Origin of the sequence: Taibaiella koreensis, from assembly GCF_003545715.1 — a bacterium.
In the GTDB taxonomy this organism is placed as follows: Bacteria; Bacteroidota; Bacteroidia; order Chitinophagales; family Chitinophagaceae; genus Taibaiella; species Taibaiella koreensis.
The window spans coordinates 169,885-192,703 of record NZ_QVNU01000007.1; the positions used below are offsets into that span (position 1 = coordinate 169,885).

General features: G+C 49.0%; 28 protein-coding genes. 17 read left to right on the forward strand and 11 right to left on the reverse strand.

All coding sequences use genetic code 11. The annotated features are described in order from the left end of the window. Positions 1-12: 12 nt before the first annotated feature. The 5 genes from DZK30_RS20980 to DZK30_RS26025 all read left to right on the forward strand — a co-directional run bounded on the left by DZK30_RS20980 (position 13) and on the right by DZK30_RS26025 (position 5,107). On the forward strand, positions 13-906 hold the full coding sequence (locus DZK30_RS20980) for a carboxypeptidase-like regulatory domain-containing protein (protein WP_118976149.1): 894 nt from the start codon (positions 13-15) through the stop codon (positions 904-906). Positions 907-966: 60 nt separating this feature from the next. Continuing rightward, positions 967-1,728, forward strand: a complete 762-nt coding sequence (locus DZK30_RS20985) for a succinate dehydrogenase/fumarate reductase iron-sulfur subunit (RefSeq protein ID WP_118976150.1) — start codon at positions 967-969, stop codon at positions 1,726-1,728. A 243-nt stretch (positions 1,729-1,971) separates the two neighbouring features. Further along, positions 1,972-3,891 (forward strand): gliding motility-associated C-terminal domain-containing protein, encoded by a 1,920-nt coding sequence (locus DZK30_RS20995; protein WP_118976152.1) that lies wholly within the window; start codon positions 1,972-1,974, stop codon positions 3,889-3,891. A gap of 178 nt (positions 3,892-4,069) precedes the next feature. Beyond that, positions 4,070-4,762, forward strand: coding sequence for a carboxypeptidase-like regulatory domain-containing protein (locus tag DZK30_RS21000; RefSeq protein ID WP_118976153.1), 693 nt, complete (start codon positions 4,070-4,072; stop codon positions 4,760-4,762). Between the two features lie 117 nt (positions 4,763-4,879). Beyond that, complete coding sequence (locus DZK30_RS26025; RefSeq protein ID WP_162903304.1) at positions 4,880-5,107, forward strand: class I lanthipeptide; 228 nt, start codon at positions 4,880-4,882, stop codon at positions 5,105-5,107. Positions 5,108-5,207: 100 nt separating this feature from the next. Here DZK30_RS26025 and DZK30_RS21010 read toward each other — a convergent pair whose 3' ends face one another. Continuing rightward, positions 5,208-6,569: a peptidylprolyl isomerase gene (locus DZK30_RS21010; RefSeq protein WP_118976155.1), complete on the reverse strand. Its 1,362-nt coding sequence runs from the start codon at positions 6,567-6,569 to the stop codon at positions 5,208-5,210. 182 nt (positions 6,570-6,751) lie between these two features. Here DZK30_RS21010 and DZK30_RS21015 point away from each other — a divergent pair, with 182 nt between their 5' ends. From DZK30_RS21015 to ruvX, 9 genes are all read left to right on the forward strand, one after another. Beyond that, positions 6,752-7,450 carry a CoA transferase subunit A gene (locus tag DZK30_RS21015; RefSeq protein ID WP_118976156.1) on the forward strand — a complete coding sequence of 233 codons (699 nt, stop codon included), beginning with the start codon at positions 6,752-6,754 and terminating at the stop codon, positions 7,448-7,450. Positions 7,451-7,597: 147 nt separating this feature from the next. Then, positions 7,598-8,413 (forward strand): 2,3,4,5-tetrahydropyridine-2,6-dicarboxylate N-succinyltransferase, encoded by an 816-nt coding sequence (locus DZK30_RS21020; RefSeq protein WP_118976157.1) that lies wholly within the window; start codon positions 7,598-7,600, stop codon positions 8,411-8,413. Between the two features lie 103 nt (positions 8,414-8,516). Beyond that, on the forward strand, positions 8,517-9,149 hold the full coding sequence (locus DZK30_RS21025; protein ID WP_162903305.1) for a GldM family protein: 633 nt from the start codon (positions 8,517-8,519) through the stop codon (positions 9,147-9,149). Beyond that, the gene (locus DZK30_RS21030; protein WP_118976159.1) at positions 9,146-9,787 is read left to right on the forward strand and encodes a GldM family protein; all 642 of its coding nucleotides are present in this window, start codon (positions 9,146-9,148) and stop codon (positions 9,785-9,787) included. The genes DZK30_RS21025 and DZK30_RS21030 overlap by 4 nt, the downstream gene beginning before the upstream one ends. 66 nt (positions 9,788-9,853) lie before the next feature. Further along, entirely contained in the window at positions 9,854-11,038 is a 1,185-nt protein-coding gene (locus DZK30_RS21035; protein ID WP_118976160.1) for a mechanosensitive ion channel family protein, read from the forward strand. Between the two features lie 96 nt (positions 11,039-11,134). Then, positions 11,135-11,821: a response regulator transcription factor gene (locus tag DZK30_RS21040; RefSeq protein ID WP_118976161.1), complete on the forward strand. Its 687-nt coding sequence runs from the start codon at positions 11,135-11,137 to the stop codon at positions 11,819-11,821. Between the two features lie 181 nt (positions 11,822-12,002). Next, positions 12,003-12,923, forward strand: a complete 921-nt coding sequence (locus DZK30_RS21045) for a lytic transglycosylase domain-containing protein (RefSeq protein ID WP_118976162.1) — start codon at positions 12,003-12,005, stop codon at positions 12,921-12,923. Between the two features lie 65 nt (positions 12,924-12,988). After that, positions 12,989-13,582, forward strand: coding sequence for a DUF5683 domain-containing protein (locus tag DZK30_RS21050; RefSeq protein ID WP_118976163.1), 594 nt, complete (start codon positions 12,989-12,991; stop codon positions 13,580-13,582). 29 nt (positions 13,583-13,611) lie between these two features. Next, a complete protein-coding gene (gene ruvX, locus DZK30_RS21055; protein WP_118976164.1) occupies positions 13,612-14,028 on the forward strand; it encodes a Holliday junction resolvase RuvX in 417 nt (138 codons plus the stop codon). Between the two features lie 85 nt (positions 14,029-14,113). On the opposite strand, the gene purE is transcribed toward ruvX, so the two are convergent. Continuing rightward, positions 14,114-14,569, reverse strand: a complete 456-nt coding sequence (gene purE, locus DZK30_RS21060) for a 5-(carboxyamino)imidazole ribonucleotide mutase (RefSeq protein ID WP_118976372.1) — start codon at positions 14,567-14,569, stop codon at positions 14,114-14,116. A gap of 128 nt (positions 14,570-14,697) precedes the next feature. On the opposite strand from purE, the gene DZK30_RS21065 reads away from it, so the two are divergent. Together DZK30_RS21065 and DZK30_RS21070 are read left to right on the forward strand one after the other, a co-directional pair. Continuing rightward, on the forward strand, positions 14,698-15,513 hold the full coding sequence (locus DZK30_RS21065) for an SDR family oxidoreductase (RefSeq protein WP_118976165.1): 816 nt from the start codon (positions 14,698-14,700) through the stop codon (positions 15,511-15,513). Positions 15,514-15,729: 216 nt separating this feature from the next. Next, the gene (locus DZK30_RS21070; protein ID WP_162903306.1) at positions 15,730-16,248 is read left to right on the forward strand and encodes a YkgJ family cysteine cluster protein; all 519 of its coding nucleotides are present in this window, start codon (positions 15,730-15,732) and stop codon (positions 16,246-16,248) included. A gap of 18 nt (positions 16,249-16,266) precedes the next feature. Here DZK30_RS21070 and DZK30_RS21075 read toward each other — a convergent pair whose 3' ends face one another. From DZK30_RS21075 to DZK30_RS26030, 3 genes are all read right to left on the reverse strand, one after another. Beyond that, complete coding sequence (locus DZK30_RS21075) at positions 16,267-16,953, reverse strand: LytR/AlgR family response regulator transcription factor (RefSeq protein WP_118976167.1); 687 nt, start codon at positions 16,951-16,953, stop codon at positions 16,267-16,269. After that, entirely contained in the window at positions 16,925-17,989 is a 1,065-nt protein-coding gene (locus DZK30_RS21080) for a sensor histidine kinase (RefSeq protein ID WP_118976168.1), read from the reverse strand. The genes DZK30_RS21075 and DZK30_RS21080 overlap by 29 nt, the downstream gene beginning before the upstream one ends. A 100-nt stretch (positions 17,990-18,089) precedes the next feature. Then, on the reverse strand, positions 18,090-18,260 hold the full coding sequence (locus DZK30_RS26030; RefSeq protein ID WP_162903307.1) for a class I lanthipeptide: 171 nt from the start codon (positions 18,258-18,260) through the stop codon (positions 18,090-18,092). 197 nt (positions 18,261-18,457) lie between these two features. Between DZK30_RS26030 and DZK30_RS21085 the strand changes: the two genes are divergently transcribed. Beyond that, positions 18,458-18,760, forward strand: a complete 303-nt coding sequence (locus DZK30_RS21085; protein WP_118976169.1) for a hypothetical protein — start codon at positions 18,458-18,460, stop codon at positions 18,758-18,760. Here DZK30_RS21085 and DZK30_RS21090 read toward each other — a convergent pair. From DZK30_RS21090 to DZK30_RS21115, 6 genes are all read right to left on the reverse strand, one after another. Next, positions 18,757-18,990, reverse strand: a complete 234-nt coding sequence (locus DZK30_RS21090; RefSeq protein WP_118976170.1) for a PspC domain-containing protein — start codon at positions 18,988-18,990, stop codon at positions 18,757-18,759. The genes DZK30_RS21085 and DZK30_RS21090 overlap by 4 nt on opposite strands. A gap of 136 nt (positions 18,991-19,126) precedes the next feature. Continuing rightward, positions 19,127-19,330 (reverse strand): 30S ribosomal protein THX, encoded by a 204-nt coding sequence (locus DZK30_RS21095; RefSeq protein ID WP_240432965.1) that lies wholly within the window; start codon positions 19,328-19,330, stop codon positions 19,127-19,129. Between the two features lie 30 nt (positions 19,331-19,360). After that, positions 19,361-19,699 carry an HU family DNA-binding protein gene (locus tag DZK30_RS21100; RefSeq protein ID WP_449452174.1) on the reverse strand — a complete coding sequence of 113 codons (339 nt, stop codon included), beginning with the start codon at positions 19,697-19,699 and terminating at the stop codon, positions 19,361-19,363. Between the two features lie 134 nt (positions 19,700-19,833). Next, positions 19,834-20,481 carry an SRPBCC family protein gene (locus tag DZK30_RS21105; protein WP_118976172.1) on the reverse strand — a complete coding sequence of 216 codons (648 nt, stop codon included), beginning with the start codon at positions 20,479-20,481 and terminating at the stop codon, positions 19,834-19,836. 224 nt (positions 20,482-20,705) lie between these two features. Then, positions 20,706-22,394: a T9SS type A sorting domain-containing protein gene (locus tag DZK30_RS21110; protein WP_118976173.1), complete on the reverse strand. Its 1,689-nt coding sequence runs from the start codon at positions 22,392-22,394 to the stop codon at positions 20,706-20,708. Between the two features lie 4 nt (positions 22,395-22,398). Further along, entirely contained in the window at positions 22,399-22,782 is a 384-nt protein-coding gene (locus tag DZK30_RS21115) for a T9SS type A sorting domain-containing protein (protein WP_118976174.1), read from the reverse strand. Between the last annotated feature and the right edge of the window lie 37 nt (positions 22,783-22,819).

Below are 22,819 nucleotides of genomic sequence, written 5' to 3' on the forward strand. Positions count from 1 at the left end.
CAAACCGCCCAAATGATCAGATCCCGGATAGTGCTGCTTTTGACCCTGCTCTTGCTGCCCCTGAGCAACATGATGGCACAGCAGCTGGAGGGTCAGTTGCTGGATAGCGAGGATAAACAACCAGTGGCTTATGCCAATATTGGTCTGCCGGGAACGGAATTGGGCACCAATTCAGATGATCAGGGCTATTTCCGCATTGATGCTAGTGGTAATACCGACAAGGCGGTGTTGATTACATTAATCGGTTACGAAGATTATTCCGTAAAAGTCTCCGTCCTGGAAGCTGAATTAAAGAGCAACGGTAATAAGCTTTATCTTAAGAAGAAGGCGAATGAGCTCTCTGAAGTTGTGGTACGACCGGCAAAGCTGACCGTCGCCGAGTTGGGTAACGATGTGGCTTGTGCGGGAAAAGAAAAGGATGGTCTCCCTTTTCCGTTCATCTATGAAAAGAAGAAAAAGGGTGTTGTGGTGAAAGTAGATACCTTGACGGAGATCGGCACGCTGATGAAAGTGAAAAAGCGGAAGACCTTTATCGACAGCATACAGGTCAATGTGGGTAGCTGTACACATGCTGAGATCCTGTACCGGCTGAACATATATGAAGAGCTAAATGACGAGTTTAAGAATATACTGACGGAGCCGATCTACATCCGGTTGAAAAAAGAGCAGGTGGGTCATGTGATCCGGGTGAACCTCACTGATAAGAATATTGTGGTCAACCACAACTTTATTGTGAGTCTTGAAAAGGTGAAAGACCTGGGACCAGGTAAATTTACCGTGTGTGGAAAGATGTTTGGAGCGGCGATGTATATGCGTATCGCGTCGCTGCACGACCGGTTTATCAAGCTGCCGATTATCGGTATGGGGATCAAATCCTATGTCACGTTCAGCGAGGAGGAAAAATAAGCAAAAGGAAAACCTGCGGCTGTGGCCGTTGTTATAATAAGATCAATTTAATTTTCAGCGATGGAACATTACAATATGAACCTGACCCTTAAAGTATGGCGTCAGCAGAATGCACAGGCTCAAGGTGGTTTTGAAACGTACCAGGTGAAGGATATTTCCTCCGAAATGTCTTTCCTAGAGATGTTTGATGTGTTGAACGAGCAGCTGATCAACGAGGGCAAGGAGCCGATCACTTTCGATCACGATTGCCGCGAAGGTATCTGCGGCGCCTGCTCTATGCACATCAACGGCCAGCCGCACGGCCCCTGGCAACAGACTACGACCTGCCAGCTGCATATGCGCGCTTACAAGGATGGGGATACTATCGTAGTGGAACCCTGGCGCGCCAAGGCTTTCCCCGTGATCAAAGACCTGATGGTCGACCGTCGTGCATTCGATCGTATTATCCAATCCGGTGGTTATATCTCGGTTGATACCGGCAATGCCCAGGATGCCAATAACCTGCCCATCGACAAACATAAAGCAGATGAATCTTTTGCTGCTGCGGCCTGCATCGGCTGTGGCGCCTGTGTGGCTGCCTGTAAGAATTCTTCGGCTATGCTGTTCCTTTCCGCCAAAGTAGCGCACCTGGCCTTATTGCCGCAGGGTGAGGTAGAACGCAAGACCCGCGTGGTAAATATGGTGGACCAAATGGATAAAGAAGGCTTTGGTAGCTGTACCAATACGCAGGCTTGTGAGGCGGAATGTCCCAAGGGCATCTCTGTGCAGAACATCCGCCGCCTGAACGCCGAATACATCCGTTCTGTGTTCAGCGGAGATTAAAGCGCTCTTCGCTGTAATACCAGTTGTATAAAATATTTCTGTAAAAGGCCGTCCGGACAAACCCGGACGGTCTTTTTTGATGCCGTACCCTGCCATACGTCGCCGGATGGCCGTCTCTTATCCCGGAGATCTCCGGACTTTAAACTGTTGAACAGGTTCTTGCTTTCATTATTCAAGCCCGCTTTCTAAATAAAAATAGCAAAATTTCCCCTATATTTATGGGCCCTATCCTAAACCATAACCATGAAAAGAATACTACTCATCCTGGGCATTTGCTGCCTTTTACAACACGCCTTTGCTCAAAAACAGGGAAACATCTGGTATTTTGGCCAAAGGGCCGGGCTTGATTTTAATACAACACCGCCTACGCCGCTTACCGGTATGTTGACCACTGCTGAAGGTTGTGCCAGCATTGCCGATCCCGCTACCGGGCAGCCTTTGTTCTATACCGATGGGATCACGGTTTGGGACCGTACCAATACGCCTATGCCCGGCAGCCTCACTACGCCCTTGAACGGAGACCCCTCCAGCACGCAGAGTGGTGTGATCGTACCGGTACCCGGAAGTAGCTCTATTTACTATATCGTAACCACACCCGCCGAAGCCGGCTTTTACTCGCTCACCGCGGCCATGTGCTATAGTGTGGTTGACCTTAGCCTGAACGGAGGCAACGGTGATCTCGTTTCGGTCAACAATATCTTAATGGATTCTTCCACCGAGAAGATTGCTGTAACAGGCAATTGCGACGGTACAGGCTACTGGGTGCTTGGGCATCGCTGGAACTGCGATAGCTTCTATGCCTTTAAGCTGACCAGCGCAGGTTTTGATCCGCCTGTAAAAAGTAGATCAGGTTCGGTACCGGCCCTGGGCGCCTCCGCTCAGACCTCCGAGAGCATCGGCTACATGAAGTTCTCAGCCAATGGCAGGCGGCTTGGTATGGCTACCTATTCACCTCAAAACTCGGTAGAACTATTCGATTTTGATGGTACCACGGGTATCGTCAGCAACCCTGTTATCGATGTCTTTCCCGCGGGAGGAGGCTTCCTTTCCGATGGCGCTTATGGCTGCTCTTTTTCACCTGACAACAGCAAGTTCTATGTCAGCGTTTACTCGACACCGCAGAATAAGATCTATCAGTATGATGTAGAAGCGGGCAGTGGCGCCGCGATTATTGCCAGCAGGATACTTGTCGCAACCAGCGTTATACCCCTTTGGGCGCTTCAAAACGGACCGGATGGGAAAATGTATATAGCAGTTGGCGGCAGGGATGCCCTGGATGTGATTGAGCATCCGAACGCCGCGGGGCTGGCCTGCAGCTATACACAAGGAGCCATTACGCTGGCGGCTGGCACCGTGTCTTCACTTGGTCTGCCCTGCATGGTAGAAAGCTTTCTTTCACCCATAGAGAACCCCTCATTTACCTTGCCGTCCGACAGCGTGATCTGTCTGGGAGATACGCTTGATGCGCCGCAGCGGGAGCATAGCACGTTCAGCATAACGCCGGCAAGCAGCGTTATCGTCAGTGCCGACAGTAGCCTTGTACGGTTTGCGCCCAGGGTTACCACAACCTATACCATATTGAAACGCAATATTTGCAAAGGATACGACACGCTCCGGTTTACGGTGCATATCGCGCCAGGTCCTGTCGCCGATTTTGTCTTTGCACCGGCTGAACCTACGCTCTACGACAAGCAACTGCGGTTGGTGAACCGGAGCAGCGGAGCCGTAACTTATGCCTGGTACGACCAGGAATGGACCTGGCTTTCTGCCGAAACCGACTATGCTTATCCGATACACAAAGAGGAAGAGCCCTGCTTTACCCTGGTGGCTAAGGATCGCTTTCAGTGCGCCGATACGGCGACTAAGTGCGTTGGGATCAAAGATGTCCACTATGTCATCTTCACGCCCAATTCTTTCAGCCCCAATGGCGATGGCAGGAACGATGTTTTCAGGATCAGTGGCGTCAATATCCAGCTGGAAAGCCTGGCTATATTCAATCGTTACGGGGAAAGAGTGTTCCTGAGCAATGATATCGACAAGGGCTGGGATGGTAACTTCAACGGAAAGGGCTGCGATGCGGGTACGTATTTTTATCTCATCCGCTACAAGATCCCCACCGGAGAAACATTAAAGAAAAAGGGCGACGTCATCCTGATCCGTTAAAGCCCCCATCGATATGTCGCCTGTGTACGGGTAAAAGAAGCAACAAAAAAGGAAAAAATGACGTTTGACCGGCTGGAGGCGCCGGTTTGAGCCCCGCCACTGGTTTGGATTGGGTGCATTTTTGCATTCACAAAAAAATAGCAACGTTCCTTTTATCTAGTTTGTATCTTAGCCCCGTATGTTAGCCGCCCCCCGTTTCCTGCCGCTCCTGAGTATCCTTTTGGTCTGTTTCAGCAATACGGCGCTGGCCCTGGTCATGAAAGGAAAGGTCTACGATCTGAAGACCAATCAGCCCTTGCCCAATGTCAATATCGTCAATACATATACCGATGCAGGCATCACGACCGACAGCACCGGCAATTTTACATTGAATGTGGAAAAGGGACACCTGGTCGAGTTCCGGCGCATTGGCTATAAGATAGCCCGCATCAGGATCGAATCGGAGCAGCTGCCCTATTACAATGTAGCCATGCGGGAAGGCGCCTTCGACCTGGAAGAAGTGGAGATCAGGGGCAGCAACTTTCATACCGACAGCCTGGAGAAAAGAGAGACTTACAAATGGGCGATCGAGCATTACAAGCTGGAAGGGCTCGACGTGATCCAACATCCTTTCGATGCGCTGAGCAAACGGAACCGGCAGATCTGGGCTTTCCAAAAACGTTTTGACTATTTCGAGAAAGAGAAGTACATCGATTTTGTATTCAATGCCAAGTTGATCACCAAAGTGACGGGCATTGCCGATACTACCGATATGGAGCTATATCGCCGGATGTACCGCCCGGGGTACGATCAGCTGAAGGCCTGGACCGAATATGAATTCCTGGAATACATCAAGAGTACCGGAGCCATCTTTAAGAGAAGAAGACAATAAGTTGTTAACGCGGCGTAACCTGCCGCCGGTTTTGAATAGAATTAACAGGGATGATAGGGCGCACTGCAGATTTTCTACAGTGCGCCTGCCTATTTTTGGGAGCAAATAAAAAAACCGATGAAAAAGAAAAACTTGAGCACCAGGCTTACACTGAACAAAAAAAGAATTACTACTCTGGGCGAGAACAACCAGCTTGACGTAAAAGGCGGCGCGATCAGCGTGAATATTTGCCAGCTTTCCCGGAAAGCGGCCTGCGAGCCTTCATGGGATTCGCTTTGCAACGCCTGCATTTCCCATTTATCCGGTTGCGACCGTTGTCCTACCTGGACCACTTGTGAAATGTAACCACGGCACAGTTGCCGGAAGTGTGCTTGCCTGCACGCGCATAAAAAGAGGCTATCCGGTTGGATAGCCTCTTTTTCATCTTATTTTCAGCGCTACTGGTCTATTTGTTGGCGCTTGCCGCAGCCGCCTTTACCCAGCCCTTTAGCTCGGTGCAATCCTGGTATTCCGGCGCGATCTTGATATAGTAAGTATTGACCCTTTGCATGATCCATTCATTGATATAGGTCGATTGCTTCTTGGCCAGCGCAGCGTGCTGAATATCGGCATAGTCGTCCTTCATATTGAGAATATGCGGATCGGTACGGCTTTTGAGGAAAAGGATCCGGGTAGCACGTGAGCCATAGGGATCGGTAAATATCTGGGGCTGCGAATATTCGCCCACTTTAAGCTCGCCCACCACCTTGGCCATTTGTGGGTCCATGCCTTCTATCGCCAGCACGTTGCTGCCCGTATTCTGGTTGTAGATCATACCACCCGTCATTTTGGACTGATCGTCGGTGCTGAACCTTCCAACCGCTTCAGAAAAGGTGATCTTGCCGCTGACCAGGCCGGCGCGAACGCTGTCCAGCTTTTTAATGCCTTGCTGCAGATCTACATTGGTCACCTCGGGTATGATAATGATATGCTTTACCTTGGCTTCTTCACCCATACGGCGCACCATCTGGATAATATGGTAGCCAAACTTGGACTTGATCACCGGCGATATCTCCCCGGGTTGCAGGCGATAAGCCGCCGATGCAAATTGCGGATCGACTTCCTTACGCGTAATATCCATTTCGCCGCCGTTGTCTTTGGTGCCGTCCATACTATACAGGCCGGCCATGGTGCCGAAGTCTTTGCCATTTTCGACAATTTCCTTGCGGATACCTTCCAGCTTTTCCTTGGCCAGTGCATCGATCTCCGGAGCTACCTTAGGCTTGATCACGATCTGTCCCATCTCTACCGTAGCGGGGTAGGGCGGCAGGCTGTCGGGCGGCAGACCTTTGAAAAAAGCGTCGATCTCCTGGGGCGTTACCTTTACCTTATCCATGATCTGTCCCTGCATCTTATCGGCAACAGACTTATCTTTGAAAAAGGTCCGGAACTCTTCTTTCAGCTGGTAAATGGTACGGCCGCCATTGGCTTCCTCAAAGGCTTCTTTACTGCCGTATTGCTGCATCATAGCGCGTATACGGTTGTCCAGGATGTTGTCCACTTCCTCGTCGGTAACGACCACACTATCGCGGCCGGCCTGCTCAACGAGGACCTGCTGCGCCAGCAGGTTGTACAGCATGCCGCATTTGGCGCTTTCCTGCAGGGCGGCATTATTCTGCTTTTCCTGGTTGAACATTTCGTTGAGGTCAGACTGAAGGATGATCTTGTTGCCTACCTGGCCTACGATCTTATTGGCTACCTGGACCTGGGCCATTGCCGGTATGGCTGCCGCGGCCATCAGAAAAACTAATATTTTAATTCGGAACATAGCCTGCAAAGATAAGCGATTGCTTCGTTGATTTTTGGTTAAACAGGAATTTTACCCTCAATTAAACTCATTTTTGATGGAATTAGTATGAATGGTCTCGTTATTCTTCAATGCCTGCCAAATCTTCTTTTTAAAATAACAGGTATGTTTTACCTTTAAGCCCTAAAATTAAACATGATCTTATGGGATTCAATAAAGTGGTAGCCAACGCCGACGAGGCGATAAAAGACATCCGGGACGGCGCAGTCATTATGCTGGGCGGATTCGGACTGTGCGGCATACCCGAGAACAGCATTACCGCTTTGATCAAAAAAGGCGTAAAGGACCTGACCTGTATATCCAACAATGCCGGTGTCGACGATTTTGGTATCGGTCTCATGCTGCAAACCCGGCAGGTAAAAAAAATGATCGCTTCCTATGTGGGCGAAAATGCTGAATTTGAGCGGCAGCTGCTCAGTGGCGAGCTGGAAGTGGAGCTGGTGCCGCAGGGTACCCTGGTTACCCGTTGCATGGCGGCGGCATATGGCTTCCCCGCAATCTTCACGCCTGCCGGTGTGGGTACGGAAGTAGCCGAAGGGAAAGAAGTACGCCGCTTCAAGGACAAGGATTACCTGGTGGAGGAAGCCTTTGAAGCCGAATATTCTATCGTCAAAGCCTGGAAAGGGGATACTGCGGGTAATCTCATCTTTAACAAGACCGCCCGTAACTTCAACAGTGTAATGGCTATGGCCGGCAAGATCTCTATTGTTGAGGTAGAGGAGCTGGTGCCTGCAGGCCAGCTGGATCCCAACTTTATCCATGTGCCCGGTATCTATGTACACCGCATTTTCCAGGGCAACAATTACGAAAAGCGTATTGAGCAAAAAACAGTCAGGAAATAAGCATTCATTTTTCATAACGATAGCTGTCCGGGAAATGCGGGGAAGGTCGGATAAAAGGCAAAGGGATGTCAATATCCCTGCCGGAACCGTCGCTCCTGCCTTTGCGGACAGCTCTTTTTTACATACCATCAAAAGAGATTAACGACAATGGATTCCTATCAGCAATTGATCGGGGAAGCGTATGCCAACCGGAGCTTATTGAATGAAGCCGCCTACCAGGATGCCGTAAGGGCAGTGGTGGAAGAGGTGGACAAAGGCCGCTTGCGCGTGGCGCAGCCTGATGGCGATGGCTGGCAGGTACAGCAATGGGTAAAGCAGGCGATACTGCTGTATTTTGGTATTCAGAAAATGAAGACCTGGGAGCTGCCGCCTTTCGAGTTCTATGACAAAATGGAATTGAAGAAAAATTATGCCGAGCTGGGTGTGCGGGCTGTGCCCCATGCCGTAGCCCGCTATGGCGCCTATATCGCCCGCAACGTGGTGCTGATGCCTTCATACGTCAACATCGGCGCTTATGTGGACGAAGGCACCATGGTCGATACCTGGGCCACTGTAGGCAGCTGTGCGCAGATAGGAAAAGACGTGCACCTGAGCGGCGGCGTAGGTATAGGCGGTGTATTGGAACCCCTGCAGGCCGCGCCCGTCGTTATTGAGGACGGATGCTTTATCGGTTCCCGTTGTATCGTTGTGGAAGGGGTAAGGGTGGAAAAAGAAGCCGTGCTGGGCGCCAATGTTGTACTGACCCAATCGACCAGGATCATCGACGTGAGTGGTAATGAGCCGGTGGAATATAAAGGCATAGTACCCTCCCGCAGCGTGGTGATACCCGGAAGCTATACCAAAAAATTCCCGGCAGGCGAATACGGCGTGAGCTGTGCGCTCATTATTGGTCAACGCAAAGAAAGCACCGACCTGAAGACCAGCCTGAACGATGCCCTGAGGGATTTCAACGTATCGATATAAAATGATAGTAGTGTCCGCAAACATGGACGCTACCTGGAAAAAAAATGACGTTCCGGAAAAATGGAACGTCATTTTTTTGTATCTTAAAGTCAGAATTGATCCCATGAAGAAATATTGGTGTGCTGCCCTGCTCCTGCTTTTTACCTTGCCTGCCGAGGCACAGGTAGCGGTGAGCATGGACAAGGTGCATGTGGCTTACGAGCTGGTAGACAATCATATAATTGCAGCTGTAGAAGGCTGTCCCTGTAAAGACATTCAGGTAGTCACAGACTTTGGAACGATAAAGGAAGGCGAAGAGCCCTGCGCGTTTATCTTCAACGCTCCTGGGTCAGGTAGGGCTACTTTTACCGTAAGCAGAATAAAGGGTAAGGACTACCGGGAGCTCGGCAAGACTATCTACAGAGTGAAGCCGCTGCCCTTGCCTCTGGTTACAGTAGGCGGCGTGCAGCATGGCGATATGCAGGTGGCAAAGTTCCGGGCGCAGCATGGAATGATCGCCGCAATGCAAGATGGATGGGATTTCCGTTTGGAAGTTGTTTCCTTCAGAATGTCGGTAAGCCGCAATGGCGAGATTATTTTTAACGAGGAAAATGTGGGTCCCGCTTTTAACGATGTGCTCAAACCCTTTCTGATCAAGGTGCAGCCCGGTGATATAGTGCTCTTCTCCGGCATTCGTTGCCGCAAGTCCAGTGATCATACAATATCGATAGACCCTTTTGAGATCAGGTTAAAATGAAAATCATAAAGCTACTTTCCTTTGGTATAGCCTTGCTTTTGCCGGGTATAACGACAGCGCAGCAGTTTACCGTAGGGGCCCCGGTGATGAATTTGGCTTATATCGGTGTGCCCAATCCTATTACGGTGGTATCGGGTAGCTGTGGCTGCGATGCGCTGCAGGTCAGCGTTAGTGAGGGTACGCTGGAAAAGACAGGTAATTGCCAGTACGACTTCCGGCCATCGCGACAAGGAACTGTACAGCTTACGGTGGCCGAAAAGAAAGGCGGAAAAACAAAAGTGATCCATACAAGCCGTATCAGGGTCAAATCCATTCCTGAGCCCCATGCCAGTGTCGGTGGCCGGAAAGGCGGGGAATACCCCATTGATGAGTTTAAGGTGCAAAGCGGCGTGTCTGCTGTTGCAGAAGGTTTTGAAATGGATCTTCCTGTTGCCGTTGTCGCCTTCGATCTCAAAATAAACAGAAGTAAAGTCCAATTGGCCGAAGAACATGGACAGGGTGCGTATTTCAGTGCATCTTGCAAGGCTTCTATTAATAAGTTATTGCCGGGAGATACCCTAAAGATTGAAAATGTAAAAATCATTTCTGCCGATGGCCGGGTACAGCTGATACAAGGTGTTGTATATACTATGAAGTAACTAATGACGGCCCGCAACCTTTTTCAACCTACTTTTGTTCCTGTTCCTCAATAAACGAAAGCGCATTTGAATTTAGATTTTCTGCAACAAGTATACTGGGGCAATACGGTGGAGCTTTACCTCCGTTTTGCGGTCATACTCCTGCTGGCCTTGCTGCTGAAGCGGTACATCTCTTCAATTTTTACCCGCCTGTTCTACACCGTATTCCGGAAATTCTCTTCCGATTATTTCGGACAGCAGTTCCGGGAGCTCCTGCTGCGGCCTGTCGAAGGACTTATTGTTACCATATTCTTTTATATCGCTTTTTATCAGCTCAGCATATCGCTCGACAAGGTGATCCTGTTCCGGCGCATGAAGCCTATAAAAGAAGCCGGGAAAGAGGTGGCCACCACGCTGGTCACTATTATGGATATTATCGATCATCTGTTCTTCCTGTTCCTGCTGTTCTATTTCGTGCTGCTCATCTCCCGCCTGCTGGACTTTATCTTCATGGTGCTGGTAAGCAAAGCAAAGGACCGCGACGACAGGGAGCGACAGCAGGTACTGCCTTTGCTGAAAGATGTGCTGAAGGTGATCGTATGGGCTTTCGGCGTGCTTTCGGTGCTCGGCGCCGTATTTCATGTCAACGTAGCAGCCCTGGTTGCCGGTCTGGGCGTAGGCGGTATCGCTATCGCCTTTGCTGCGAAAGAAAGCCTGGAGAACCTGCTGGCCTCGTTCATGGTGATGATCGATAAGCCCTTTACCATAGGCGACTGGGTAAAGATCGACGGTGTGGAAGGCAATATCGAAAAGGTGGGCTTCCGCAGCACGCGTATCCGCACCTTTGATAAATCGGTGATCTCGATCCCCAACCGGCAGCTGATCGATAATAGCCTGGAAAATTTTTCGGAACGGGGTATGCGGCGGGTGGTATTCAGCGTGGGCGCCGTGTACGGCTTGTCGGTGACTACCCTCGAAACAACCATGCAGGAGATCCGCAACGTGGTACTGAAAACAGAAGGTACCACAGGGAATCCCTCGGTACAGCTCGAAAGCCTGGGTGCTTCATCGGTAAATCTGCAGGTCATTTATTTTGTCGCGGTAAACAGTACGGTCGACTTCGGAAAGGTGCGGGAGCGGGTATACCTGGGTGTGTACGAGACCATGTACCGGTATGCCAAAGGGTTCGCTTATCCCACACAATTTGAGATCAGCGGACCGGAGGTAAATGAAGTCTTTCCACAAACGCCACAACCGCCTGAAATGCAGTAGAATAGGGGCTTTCAGCCTTTGTGTTGGTTAACAATTTCGTAATGTTATTTTTCTTTTAACTTACTCTAATATTGCACTCGAATTTAAACGCACTATATGGAATCCAATTTCGGAAAAATTCTCGTAGTTGATGATGAGCAAGACATTGTAGAGTTTATCAACTACAACCTGAAACAGGCCGGCTATGAGACCGCGACGGCGTATAATGGAGACGAAGCGATACGGAAAGCCGATGTATTTAATCCCGACCTGATCCTGCTGGATATCATGATGCCCGAAAAAGATGGTCTGCAAACCATTCAGCAGCTGCGTCGCAACCCCAATCTCGACAGCACCATTATTATTTTCCTCACCGCGTTGAGCGATGAAAAGTCGGAGATCGAAGGATTAAAGCTGGGTGCGGATGACTATATCGCCAAGCCGATAAAGCCTGAGCTGCTGCTGACCCGCCTGCGTACCGCTATGCGCCGCCTTAAGAAGGACGAAGAACAGGGCAATAAGATCGTATTTGGCGATCTGGAGATTAACAAGTACAAATTTACCGTTAGCTATAAAGGAGAAGAGATCATCCTGGCCAAAAAAGAATTTGAGTTGCTGAACCTGCTGGCATCCAAGCCGGGCCGTGTGTTCCTGCGCAATGAAATACTGCAGAAAGTATGGGGAACAGAAGTGATCGTGGGCGACCGTACTATCGATGTGCATATTCGTAAGATCCGCCAGAAGCTGGGTATCGACGTCATCACTACCGTGAAGGGCGTAGGCTACAAATTTGAAATGGAATAACCTCGTTTGCCATCTGATCGCAAAGAGCCTCCTGCCGCTGCAGAAGGCTCTTTGTCTTTATATACTTTCCCATAGGCCCGGATTGCATTACCATCCGGATGCCGGGCAAAAAAAGAGTAACGATTGCCCTGCGGCTGCTTTTAAATCCTTAAATTGCATACACACATAACTGTGACAGCAGATGAATAAGCAAGTTGTAAAAGCTCTGGGATTGGGAATTATACTGGGCGCCACTTTTGTTGCCGGCCTCGCTTTCAACAAAGGAGATAAGGATAGCCCCGTAGAAGTAATGGAAGATGGCAGGCTTCAATATAAATGGTATTCCACTCCTTTACCCAAAAGCATGAGCTTTGCAGGCGAAAAAGTGCCGCTTGACCGTTGGGAAATAAGGGAGCGTCTCGATCGCGAACTGCTGATGAACTACTACATGCACGGCTCCACGCTTTATATTCTGAAACAAACCACCAGGGCCTTTCCATTGATCGAAAAGCGACTGAAGGAAAACGGCCTTTCCGACGATTTTAAATACCTCTGCGTGGCCGAAAGCTCGCTGCAGAACCCTACCTCTCCCGCCGGCGCCGTAGGTTACTGGCAGTTCATGCGGGAAACCGGCGCCCGCTATGGACTGGAGATCAACGATGAGATAGACGAGCGCTACAACCTCGAAAAGTCGACCGATGCCGCCTGTCGCTACCTTAAAGAAGCCTATGCCAAGTTTGGCAGCTGGACGGCTGCGGCTGCATCCTACAACTGCGGCATGGGAGGCTTTAGCAACCAAAGCTCCTTCCAGATGTCGGCCAACTATTACGATCTGTTGCTTCCCGAAGAGACCAACCGCTATGTCTTCAGGATACTGGCGTTGAAGCACCTGCTGGGCAATGCCAACCAGTTCGGCTATATTGTACCACCCGGGGAAGGCTATCAGCCGGTACCTACACGCAGCATGACCCTTACAGAGTCGGTTCCCAATCTGGCCCAGTTTGCCATAGACCAGGGTACCAATTATAAAATGCTGAAGCTGCTCAATCCCTGGCTGCGCGACCGCAAGCTCACAATCAAGGCAGGTAAGAGCTATACGATCCAGCTGCCGCAGGGCAACTAAGCAGATGATTTGCGGCGCTTTCGCACTAAAAGCAATACTTTTGCAGCCCGAGCGTTGTTGATCCTATGAGCAAAATCTTTTGTCTTTTTATCCCCTTGCTGTTTGTCTTTGCCGGAGCCCGGGCCTGGCAGGCGACCGATACGCTGAATCCTTTCAGGGGCGATACCGTAATAACGCCCGCACAGTTGCCACCGGTACCGGTAGCTGTAGCGGATACCATGCCTTTCGTAACACCAAAGAAAATTGCCCTTTTTTCGGCCATAGTTCCAGGCCTGGGGCAGTATTACAACAAGCAGTACTGGAAGATACCGGTTATTTATGCGCTTGTAGGCACGGCGATTTACTTTGTGAACGATAACCTGAAAAACTATAACGCTTTTCGCAGGGAGCTCGCCGGTCGCAGAAGCAATCCTAATTTTGTACGGCAATTCCCGCAGTACACCGACGAGGGGACACTCCAGTCGGCGCAGGATTATTACCGGCGCAATCTCGATCTTACCGTCCTCCTCACGGGTGTGGGCTATACGCTCCAGGTGATCGATGCGGTTGTCTTTGCGCACCTTAAAGGCTTTGACATTTCCGAGGATATCAGCATCCGTTACCGCCCTGTGGTCATGCCCAGCGGCGCGCTGGGCTTTGGTCTGGTAATGAACTTCTGATCTTTTCTTCTCTCTTATTTTCACTATAGATGGCGCGTATACTGGCAATCGATTATGGCAAAAAAAGGACCGGCCTCGCCGTTACCGACCCTCTCAAGATCATCGCTTCGGGTTTGGCTACGGTCGATACGGAGCAGCTGATCTGGCAGCTCAAGCAATATTTTGCAAAGGAAACAGTGGAGCTGATCCTGCTGGGCCATCCCAGGAAGCTGGACGGCAGCGACAACGAGATCACGCCCAAAGTAGAGAAGCTCTTCGGGCAACTGCAAAAGCTTTTCCCCGATATACCGGTAAAGCTGATAGACGAACGATTTACCTCCAAAATGGCCTTTCAGTCAATGATCGATAGCGGCCTGAAGAAACAGGATCGCCAAAATAAAGCCCTGATAGATGAGATCAGCGCCACGATATTGCTCCAGGGCTATCTCGACGGACAGCAATCCTGAGATGCTCAGGTCACGACACAAAAAGAAAGCGGCGCCCGTATTGCAGGCGCCGCTAAGCATATCTCCGGCTCGTATGTCCGAAGCCTTATATTTTATATTCCTGAGCTTTGAATGCTTCCACTTTTTCAGCGATCTTTTCGTCGCTGAGGGCAAACATACGGGCACACAATACTGCGGCGTTACGGGCGCCTGCCTTACCCACGGCCAGCGTACCTACGGGCAAGCCTGCAGGCATCTGCACGATAGAATACAGGGCATCGATGCCACCGGGAAGACCACCATCCAGGGGTACACCCAGCACGGGTAATGAAGTATAGGCAGCGCAAACACCGGGCAGGGCAGCAGCCATGCCGGCCGCGGCGATTACTGCGCCAAAGCCGTTACTACGGGCATTGACCATCAGATCACGCACCTTATCGGGGTTGCGGTGTGCAGAGGCCACGATCATTTCGTTTTCAATGCCAAACCAGTTGAGCCAGTTCTGGCTTTCCTGCATTACGCTTTCGTCCGACTTGGAGCCCATGATAATCATTACTTTCATAAACGTAGATTGATTTTTAGTATATAGAATGAAATTTCCCTGTTTGTCGCCGGTCTGCCCCGCAGGCCGGTTTTTTTGTGCAAAAATAATATCCATTTCCTGAAGCGTGAACTGTATTTTTGTATTTCATGGATCTATTTTTGAAAGACAAGGTAGTCGCCATCACCGGGGCATCCTCCGGCATCGGTAAAGCGCTTGCCGATATTGCCCTGGCTGGTGGGGCGAGCGTAGCCTTGTGCGCCCGTAACCTGTCGCGACTGGAATCTGCTTTTCCCGACCGCTTTTCCGGCCGGCTGCTGCTTGTCCAGGCCGACGTGGCCATCGAAGAGGATTGCGGCCGTTTTGTTGCCGCTATTGTCAGCGCCTGGGGCAGGATCGATATACTGATCAATAATGCCGGCATGAGCATGCGCGCGCTGTTTGCCGATCTTGAGCTTAAAGTGCTTAAGGAGCTGATGGATGTCAACTTCTGGGGCACGGTATATATGACCAAGCACGCATTACCTTATCTGAAGGCAGCCAGGGGAACCATAGCCGGGATCTCCTCCATCGCCGGCTATAGAGGACTACCCGGTCGTACGGGTTATTCCTCTTCAAAGTTTGCCATGCAAGGCTTCCTTGAGGCACTGCGTACAGAGCTACTGCATACCGGTGTGCATGTGATGTGGGCGGCGCCTGGATTTACGGCTTCCAATATCCGGAATGTAGCGTTGGGTGCGCAAGGCGATGCCCAAAAAGAAACGCCACTCGACGAGAAGCAGCTCATGAGTGCCGAGGCCTGCGCAAACCTTATCTGGAAAGGGGTGCAAAAACGAAAACGTACCATTGTTATGACAACGCAAGGCAAGGCTACGGTATGGTTGAATAAGCTTTTTCCCGGTATGATGGACAAAATGGTCTTCAATCATTTTGCCAAAGAGCCGGGCAGTCCGTTAAAGAAATAAACAGGCAATCACCTGCAGAAGACATTGGTGCAGTTTGTATCTCATCCGGTCTCTTGAGTTTGTCGAAAGGATAGCGATAGTGCAGTGCTTCGATAGGCTCGGCAGCCGTGGCCAGGATAAATGTGACCGATGTTTCCTGTATGAGGATAGTCAACGATAAACCTATGGGAGCAATAAAGTTTCCGCAGCCGGATGCCCCGGGAAAAATACCGCTTAATGCGGAACACATCTATTATGGATCTGAAGCAGTTTAAGCGCAAGGCCGCGCGCAAACAGGAGGAACTCACCGGGTTCCTGAAGAAGCTGGATACTACCGTACCCCGGGGATTTTCACGGATAGTGGCGGAAGAAGACGCAGAAGTGTGGAAAACCACGGATTGCACAACCTGTGCCAACTGCTGCAAAACCATGACCCCGGTATTCACCAAGACCGATATCAAACGTATTGCCACCCACATGCGCATGACGCCCAAGGCCTTTGCCGACAAATGGCTGATCAAAGAGGACGATACCGGTAGCATCGTGAATAAAGAGCAACCTTGTCAGTTCCTTATCGATGATAAATGCAGTATCTATGAGGTGCGCCCCAGGGACTGTGCAGAATTCCCGCACCACTACAAGCGCCCTTTCGACCTGTACAACGATACTTTTATTCAGAATGTTTCGCGTTGCCCTGCCACATTCAATCTCATTGAACGGCTGAAGAAACGAGTAGAGGCGGAATACGAATGGTAGGAGCGCTATATACGCTGTTTAGCCCAACTGTTCTTTATACTTTCGTCCCAGTGGAATAGGAATGTCATTGAGCAGGGTGAGGTGATAATAGGTTCGTTTGGCGATCTTCTTCTTATGCACGATATAGGAGCGGTGTACCCGCGCAAACAGCTCCCGTGGGAAGAGCGCTTCGATATCGTTCAGGGGCATGGATACAAAAGCTTTCTTCCCTTCGTAAAATATGGTCGAGTAAGATCCGTTGGCCTTGATGTAATCAACCTTATCATATTCGATCACGATCTGTCCCGTAGGCGTCTTGGCCTCAAATGAAGCAACAACCACTGTCGGTTCTGTGTCTTTAGCAGCAGCATTAAGAAATATCGCTTCTATCTTTTTAATCGCTATCATAAAGCGATTGAAGGTGATCGGCTTCAGCAGGTAATCCACTGTGTTTACATAAGACAGCGCCGACAGGGCATGATGTTCGTGCGCTGTAGTAAAAATCGCTTTGTTGGGCACCAGCTCAATGAACTCAAGGCCGGAGAGCTCATCCATGCTGATGTCAAGGAACAGGAAATCCACTTCGTGGCTGCGCAGGTAGTTCAGGGCTTCGAAAGGATCTGTAGCATAGCCTTTCAGCGTCAGTATCGGGGTCTTTTCAATAAACCGGATCAGGTCGTCTATCGCTCTTGGTTCGTCATCCAGTATATAGCAGCTTATTTTCATTACAACCGATGTTTTTTATCTTTAGGGAAACGGTATAGTCGCTATCCTTATCTTCGATCTTCAGCTCATAGCGGCCGGCAAAAGCATCTTCAAGCTGTCGCCGGATATAGTTAAGACCAATGCCTCTTGAGTCGTCTTTAATGCGGCGGCTTTTCCAGTTATGCACATGAAACAGCAGATCGTTGTCCTCTGTTCTTAGTTCTATGGTAAGTGGCTTTTCCCTGCGGGTAAAGCTACCGTGCTTGAAAGCATTCTCCACAAAGGCGGCAAAGATATGCGGTACAATGCGAAGGTCCTCTTCAATCTCCTTATGGTACCGGATATTGGCATTGGGAAACCGTCGCTGATAGATCGTGATCAGGCTTTCTATGGCAGCCACTTCTTCGTCCAGGGCTATGGTTCCGTTACCATCGGGTCGCATCATCGAAGAGCGCATGAACAATATCATCGCTTCGATGCCTTTTGCCGTTTCGGGTAGCATGGGCGCTACCTCGACCCGGAAGGCGTTCATTGTATTGACAAAGAAATGTGGATTGATCTGTGCCCTCAGCGCAGCATTCTCGAGCTGCAGCCGGGCGCGCTCTGCCTCGGTGAACTCCTTTCTCCGGGCCTCTTTTTCTACACGTACCAACCGGCGCGCCAGCCAATAGCCCAGCGAGAACAGGGCGAAGGTAAACCAGTACCAGCTAAAGACCAGTACCAGCTTCACTATCGAGTATCCCGCGATAGAAGAGGATCGGTTGAGCAGCACAGGATCGATGCAAAAGGCAAAGAGATACCGGATGCCGAAGTTATACAGCACCGTTACAAGCATACCAATAACATACAGCAGGTACTTCCGTTTTTCGGCCAGCACCGGCAGCAGATAATAGGCATGTAAATAAAATACGGAAGCGGAGATGCAAAAAGAAACTACCGTTTCATAGAGTACGTTCTGCAAACCGACATCGTATCCATAAACGAGTATGGCAAAGGCAATGTACAATAGCCATACGCAGATATGCACCAGGACAATCTTGAGCTTTCCCGCTATCACGCTGTAAATTTGGGGTAGTGATACAAGCCATGTTTATAAATTAAACGGCTTGCTGATAACCCAAATATACATTTATTATTATAAAAATAGCTTTTAGCGGTTAAAGTGTACAGCCATAGCTGCCTGGTTTGGCGCCAACACCGATCGGCAGCAGGGCCATGACGAGCTGGTCTCCACCGGCGATCTTTGCTTGCTCAGCGGCGTTTAAGGCCACTATGGCTGTTTTTACCAATTCCATTTTGCGCGATGCTGTTTTGCGTGTCGTTTTCATAATTTTTAATTTTAGGATAAAGAAATATAATCATGCAAAAATACCGAAATCGTAGTTTGTACTCTAAGATCGTAGTTCGTAATAAAAAGACCTGCTTCCGTTAAGTTAATTTACCGGAATCTTCAGGCGGATTTATTTTAGCTATAATAAAAAAAACTTCCGGTATTCGGAAGCTGCAAAACCTAAAACGACAAACTATGGCTACTATAAATGAGCTCGTTCCTGCCGGCCTGAGCAACGAGGGGAACGAATCCTGTCTTACTGAATTGGAACAACAACATCCTCAGAGGGTGTTGGCCGACTTTTTCGGCCTGTCAACCATAGACGAGGTGAGGGCGGGCTTGCGCAACTGGCTGTTTGCCTCACTTAAGGCCAACAACGGGGAGCAGTTTACCTATATTCATTTGTGGCAGCAGCTGGAACGCCTTGTAGAAGCCAATTGGCTGCTGAACCAAAAGGGAATAGCAGTGGCCTGTGGCGACGATGAGACCCTGTCTTAGCGCCAGCGCAGCGGATTTCTGCGATTAAGCCATATATAGTTCCTTATGTTCATCCAGAAGGCAAGGATCATATAGAGGATCAACGGAGAGCCCAGCGTAAGAAAGGAAATGTAAATAAACCAAAGCCTGATACGGGAAGTAGCAATGCCAAGCTTCTCACCTATAGCGCTGCATACGCCAAACGCCTGCCATTCGATATAATTCTTAAAACGATAAAGCGGATTTTTCATGTTGTAATAGCTTAAGCTGTCCTTCTGTTTCCGGTACAAAATTATCGTCTTTTCTGCTTTGGCGGCATCATTGGCCCTGGATTTAAGACAAAATTTTCCATAAATAAAAAACCTTCCGGTAGAGGAAGGTTTTTTATTAAGCTTTGGCCTTTTTGCCAGCAGCCTTGTCTTCGGCTTTGGGCGCGGTTGCCTTTTTAGCTTTAGCAGGACGGGAAACGCCGTAAGTGCCGCTGGAAATTTTACCTCTTTTGGTGCGAATATCACCTCTACCCATGGTAATCTGTTTTTTTGAAAAAATGAATAAAGCACAAAAATACAAAAACCCGTGAAATAGTTTCACGGGTTTTATAGAATAAGCTATTTTATCCGGTTACTTTTTGCCGCCTATTTTGGTAGAGAATTCTTTACCGGCTTTGAAGCGGGGCACTTTACGTGCTTTGATCTTGATCACTTCACCGGTTTGTGGATTGCGGCCGTTGCGGGCAGAGCGCTCTGAAACGGAGAACGTTCCGAAGCCTACCAGCGTCACACGATCGCCTTTTTTAAGCGCACTTACTACACTGTTGGTAAACGAATCTAAAGCATCGTTCGCCTGGGTTTTGGTGAGGCCTGCATCTTTAGCAAGTTTGTCCACTAATTCTGCTTTGTTCATAATTTGTGTTTTAATAAGTGAATTAATAGGTGAATGACAATGATGTATAGCAAATATACTCTTCTTTTCTACATATGCAAATTCCTAATAAAAAAAATCGGGGCCGAAACCCTTTCCTGTATTGCTTTTCCACAAATTATGCACAAATGATTGCTTTTGTAATACTTTAAAAGCCCCGGCAGCCGTATTCTTCAGAAAATTTCGTTACGAGCTGCTTCCGGTACAAACACCGAAAGGGCCGTCCCGGCTTCGTTGCAGCGGCCTCTGCCTGTTGCGGTATGCGAAGCGGTCATCTGTGTGCTGCTCTCACAAAGCTTTTTCAGATTGGCCAGTCCTTCGGAGAAATCTTTATCCATGCGGTCGTCCATATCAATAAAGAAATAAAAAACGGCGTTCATCGGGTAGGGCATTTTACAATCGAATCCCCAGGTGAGCTTTACGGCATCGCCCTGTGGCTGCAGGTGATAAAAGGCCTTGGCCTTGCTCTTAAAGGGCTCTTTGAATTCAAGATCGATGAGTATATGCTCGTACGGTTGAAGTCTTGTAAACGTTTGTGAGCCGCTGCCTGCAGCACTATTGCTCTTCCAGCTGTAAACCGCGCCCACGGTGCCGTCGGTGCCGCTGATGCTATACGTCATATGCGGATCTTTTGCTTTCCAGGGATGCCATTTTTCTATGTTCGCAAAGAGGCTGATGTTCTGCCATACCTCTTCTTTTGGGGCGTGGATCACGATGCTTCGCTCAAAGTGATACGATCGGGAAATAAAGATGCCCGATATCAGGATAAAGGTGATCACCAGCAGGACTACGATGCCCAGGAAGCGGAAAAAATTTTTCATTTGCTCTTCTGTTTTTAAAGGAGAGGCCAGGCGGTAATGGCTTCAATGGTTCATGGTTGCTATGTGCTGTGCCATATTTAATATAAAGCCGGCAGCAAAATGTAAAAATAGTCATAATCGCCGGCAAACGGAAGACAGGCATATCTCATCAACACAAAGAGGCTGCTCCGCAGAACAGCCTCTTTGCCTGATATGAGCTAAGGTACAGAAGACAGTATGCGCTTTTAGCGTTTCATCACCTTTTGCACACCTGCATCGCTGTCTTTATAGCGCAACCGTAGCAGGTACAGCCCCGGAGGATAGGGGCCGAGGTCTATGGTTGTCCGTGCTGTACTGAGCTTCTGCTGTTGCAATCGTCTTCCCATATAGTCGAAAAGCTGCACCGTAATCAGGCCGGGGCTTCCCGGCAGGTTTGCTACTTCCAGATATACGGTTCCCGCAGTGGGATTGGGGTAGAGTCTTATAGTGGGCTTATCGTCGTCAGGTACGAGTATCGCGGTGGTGGTATCGGCGGGATAGCGCACGGAGTCGGTAATGATGGGGAAGGTTACCGTATCGGTGGGGGTACGGCGGCCCAGGCTATCGGTAAGCACCAGCCAGGCAATTCCTCCGGCAGTGTCAAAACAAGGTGGTTGTGCGGTCTGTTGGCCTATCACTCCTCCCCTTGCAATGCCACCATGAGGGGTTAGCTTCATTGAATATAGGAACTGACCAAGTTCAAATGGGCAATTATAACGCTTTGTTTCTTTGAACCATTTTAATCTGCCAATACTATCTGTACAGAATAGTGAAGGGCCGCCGTGATTAGCCCCATTACTTTGTCCCATAAACACCAGGTCGCCATTAGACTTCTGCATCAGTGCGGTACACCGCTCTTCATGTAGTATGTCGCGCTGGTATGTTTTTGCCCATGCAACATCACCTTGCTCATTTAATTTTCCGCAATAATAAATGGTTTTATAGGTACCTGGCTCCCCAGGAAACGGTACAGCCATGGGAGCAACTCCCATGAAATAGTAGCCGCTGCCGTTGTTCGCTCGAACCACATCAAAAAAAATATCATTGCCATAAAAGTCGTCGCTAGCCCATTGTGGCGTCTTAGGAATACTCTTTCGCCACAATACATTACCTGCTGTATCTATTTTCCAAAGTGTATAGCATGACTTATGGATGGTATCTCGATCACCGGAAAGGCCAGCTACGATATAATCGTTATCGTTACCATTTATTATTTTATAACCTTGTACACGAGTCCTGTAAAATGGAGTATCTACAATCACCTTTCTCCAAAGGTAATTTCCACTGCTATCAAATTTGGCGAGCCATATACCGGCGGTATCCATCATTGGTTTATTCCAATAAGTTCCTGTTGTAATAACGTTGTATTGTTTATCAACCATTAAGGCACAAAACAGATGTGTATTTTGATTATTGCCGTTAGGAACTGGTACAAAACGTAAACTATCGCCCATTGAATTAAAAAAGTATAAAAATGGGCGAGGCATGCAGTAACCAGGTAGGCTGGCGCAGTCTGAACCACTACTGCCTACAACATATTTACCAGGTCTTACTTTGGCGATCAAATTGAAAAGATAAGGTTCGTTACCCCGATATGGCGTATTGGCCGGAAATGTTATATTTTTTTTCCATTGTACATTGCCCGAGTAATTGATTGAGCTGATAAACGTAGAAGTCCCTGTAGGACTAAAGTCTAAAGTATCACGTATTGTCATGCCTATAGCAAATATACTTTGTGTATCTGCATATAGGGAGTGTATTCTGCTTATGTAAATAGGGCTGGGCAAGGTCGGGCTGTAATTGATTAATTTATCAAAGCCTGATTGAGCAGCGGCTGTGCCCATACAACAGCATAGGTACAGCAAAAGACTCCAATTTATCAACTGATTGCGCATGGGATTATTGTTTTACGATCTTCTGTTGGTATACCAATTTGCCATTAACCGTGATCTGAGCCCAATATACACCCGGCGTCAATTGACCGATGGCTACGCTACTACCGGCATCTACCGGCTGCTGCAGCACCAGACGCCCCCATGCATCGATCAGCGCCAGGCTGGCCTTGTTGCCGATCCCGCGTATATACAGTCGGTCCGACGCCGGGTTAGGGTAGATCTTTTCCGTGCTCATTGCGAAGGCAAGGTGCTGGCTCATAGGCGACAGTTCTCCATCTGCAGTCACCGTATAATTGGTAAAAATGTCTGCAGGTATTAGCGCATAGGCTTTGGTCAGCAGCAACAGCAGGAAGCATGTCAGGGTGAACAGTTTTTTTAATGTTTTCATGAATAATGAATATTTTTTGTTAAAAAAATATTCACAA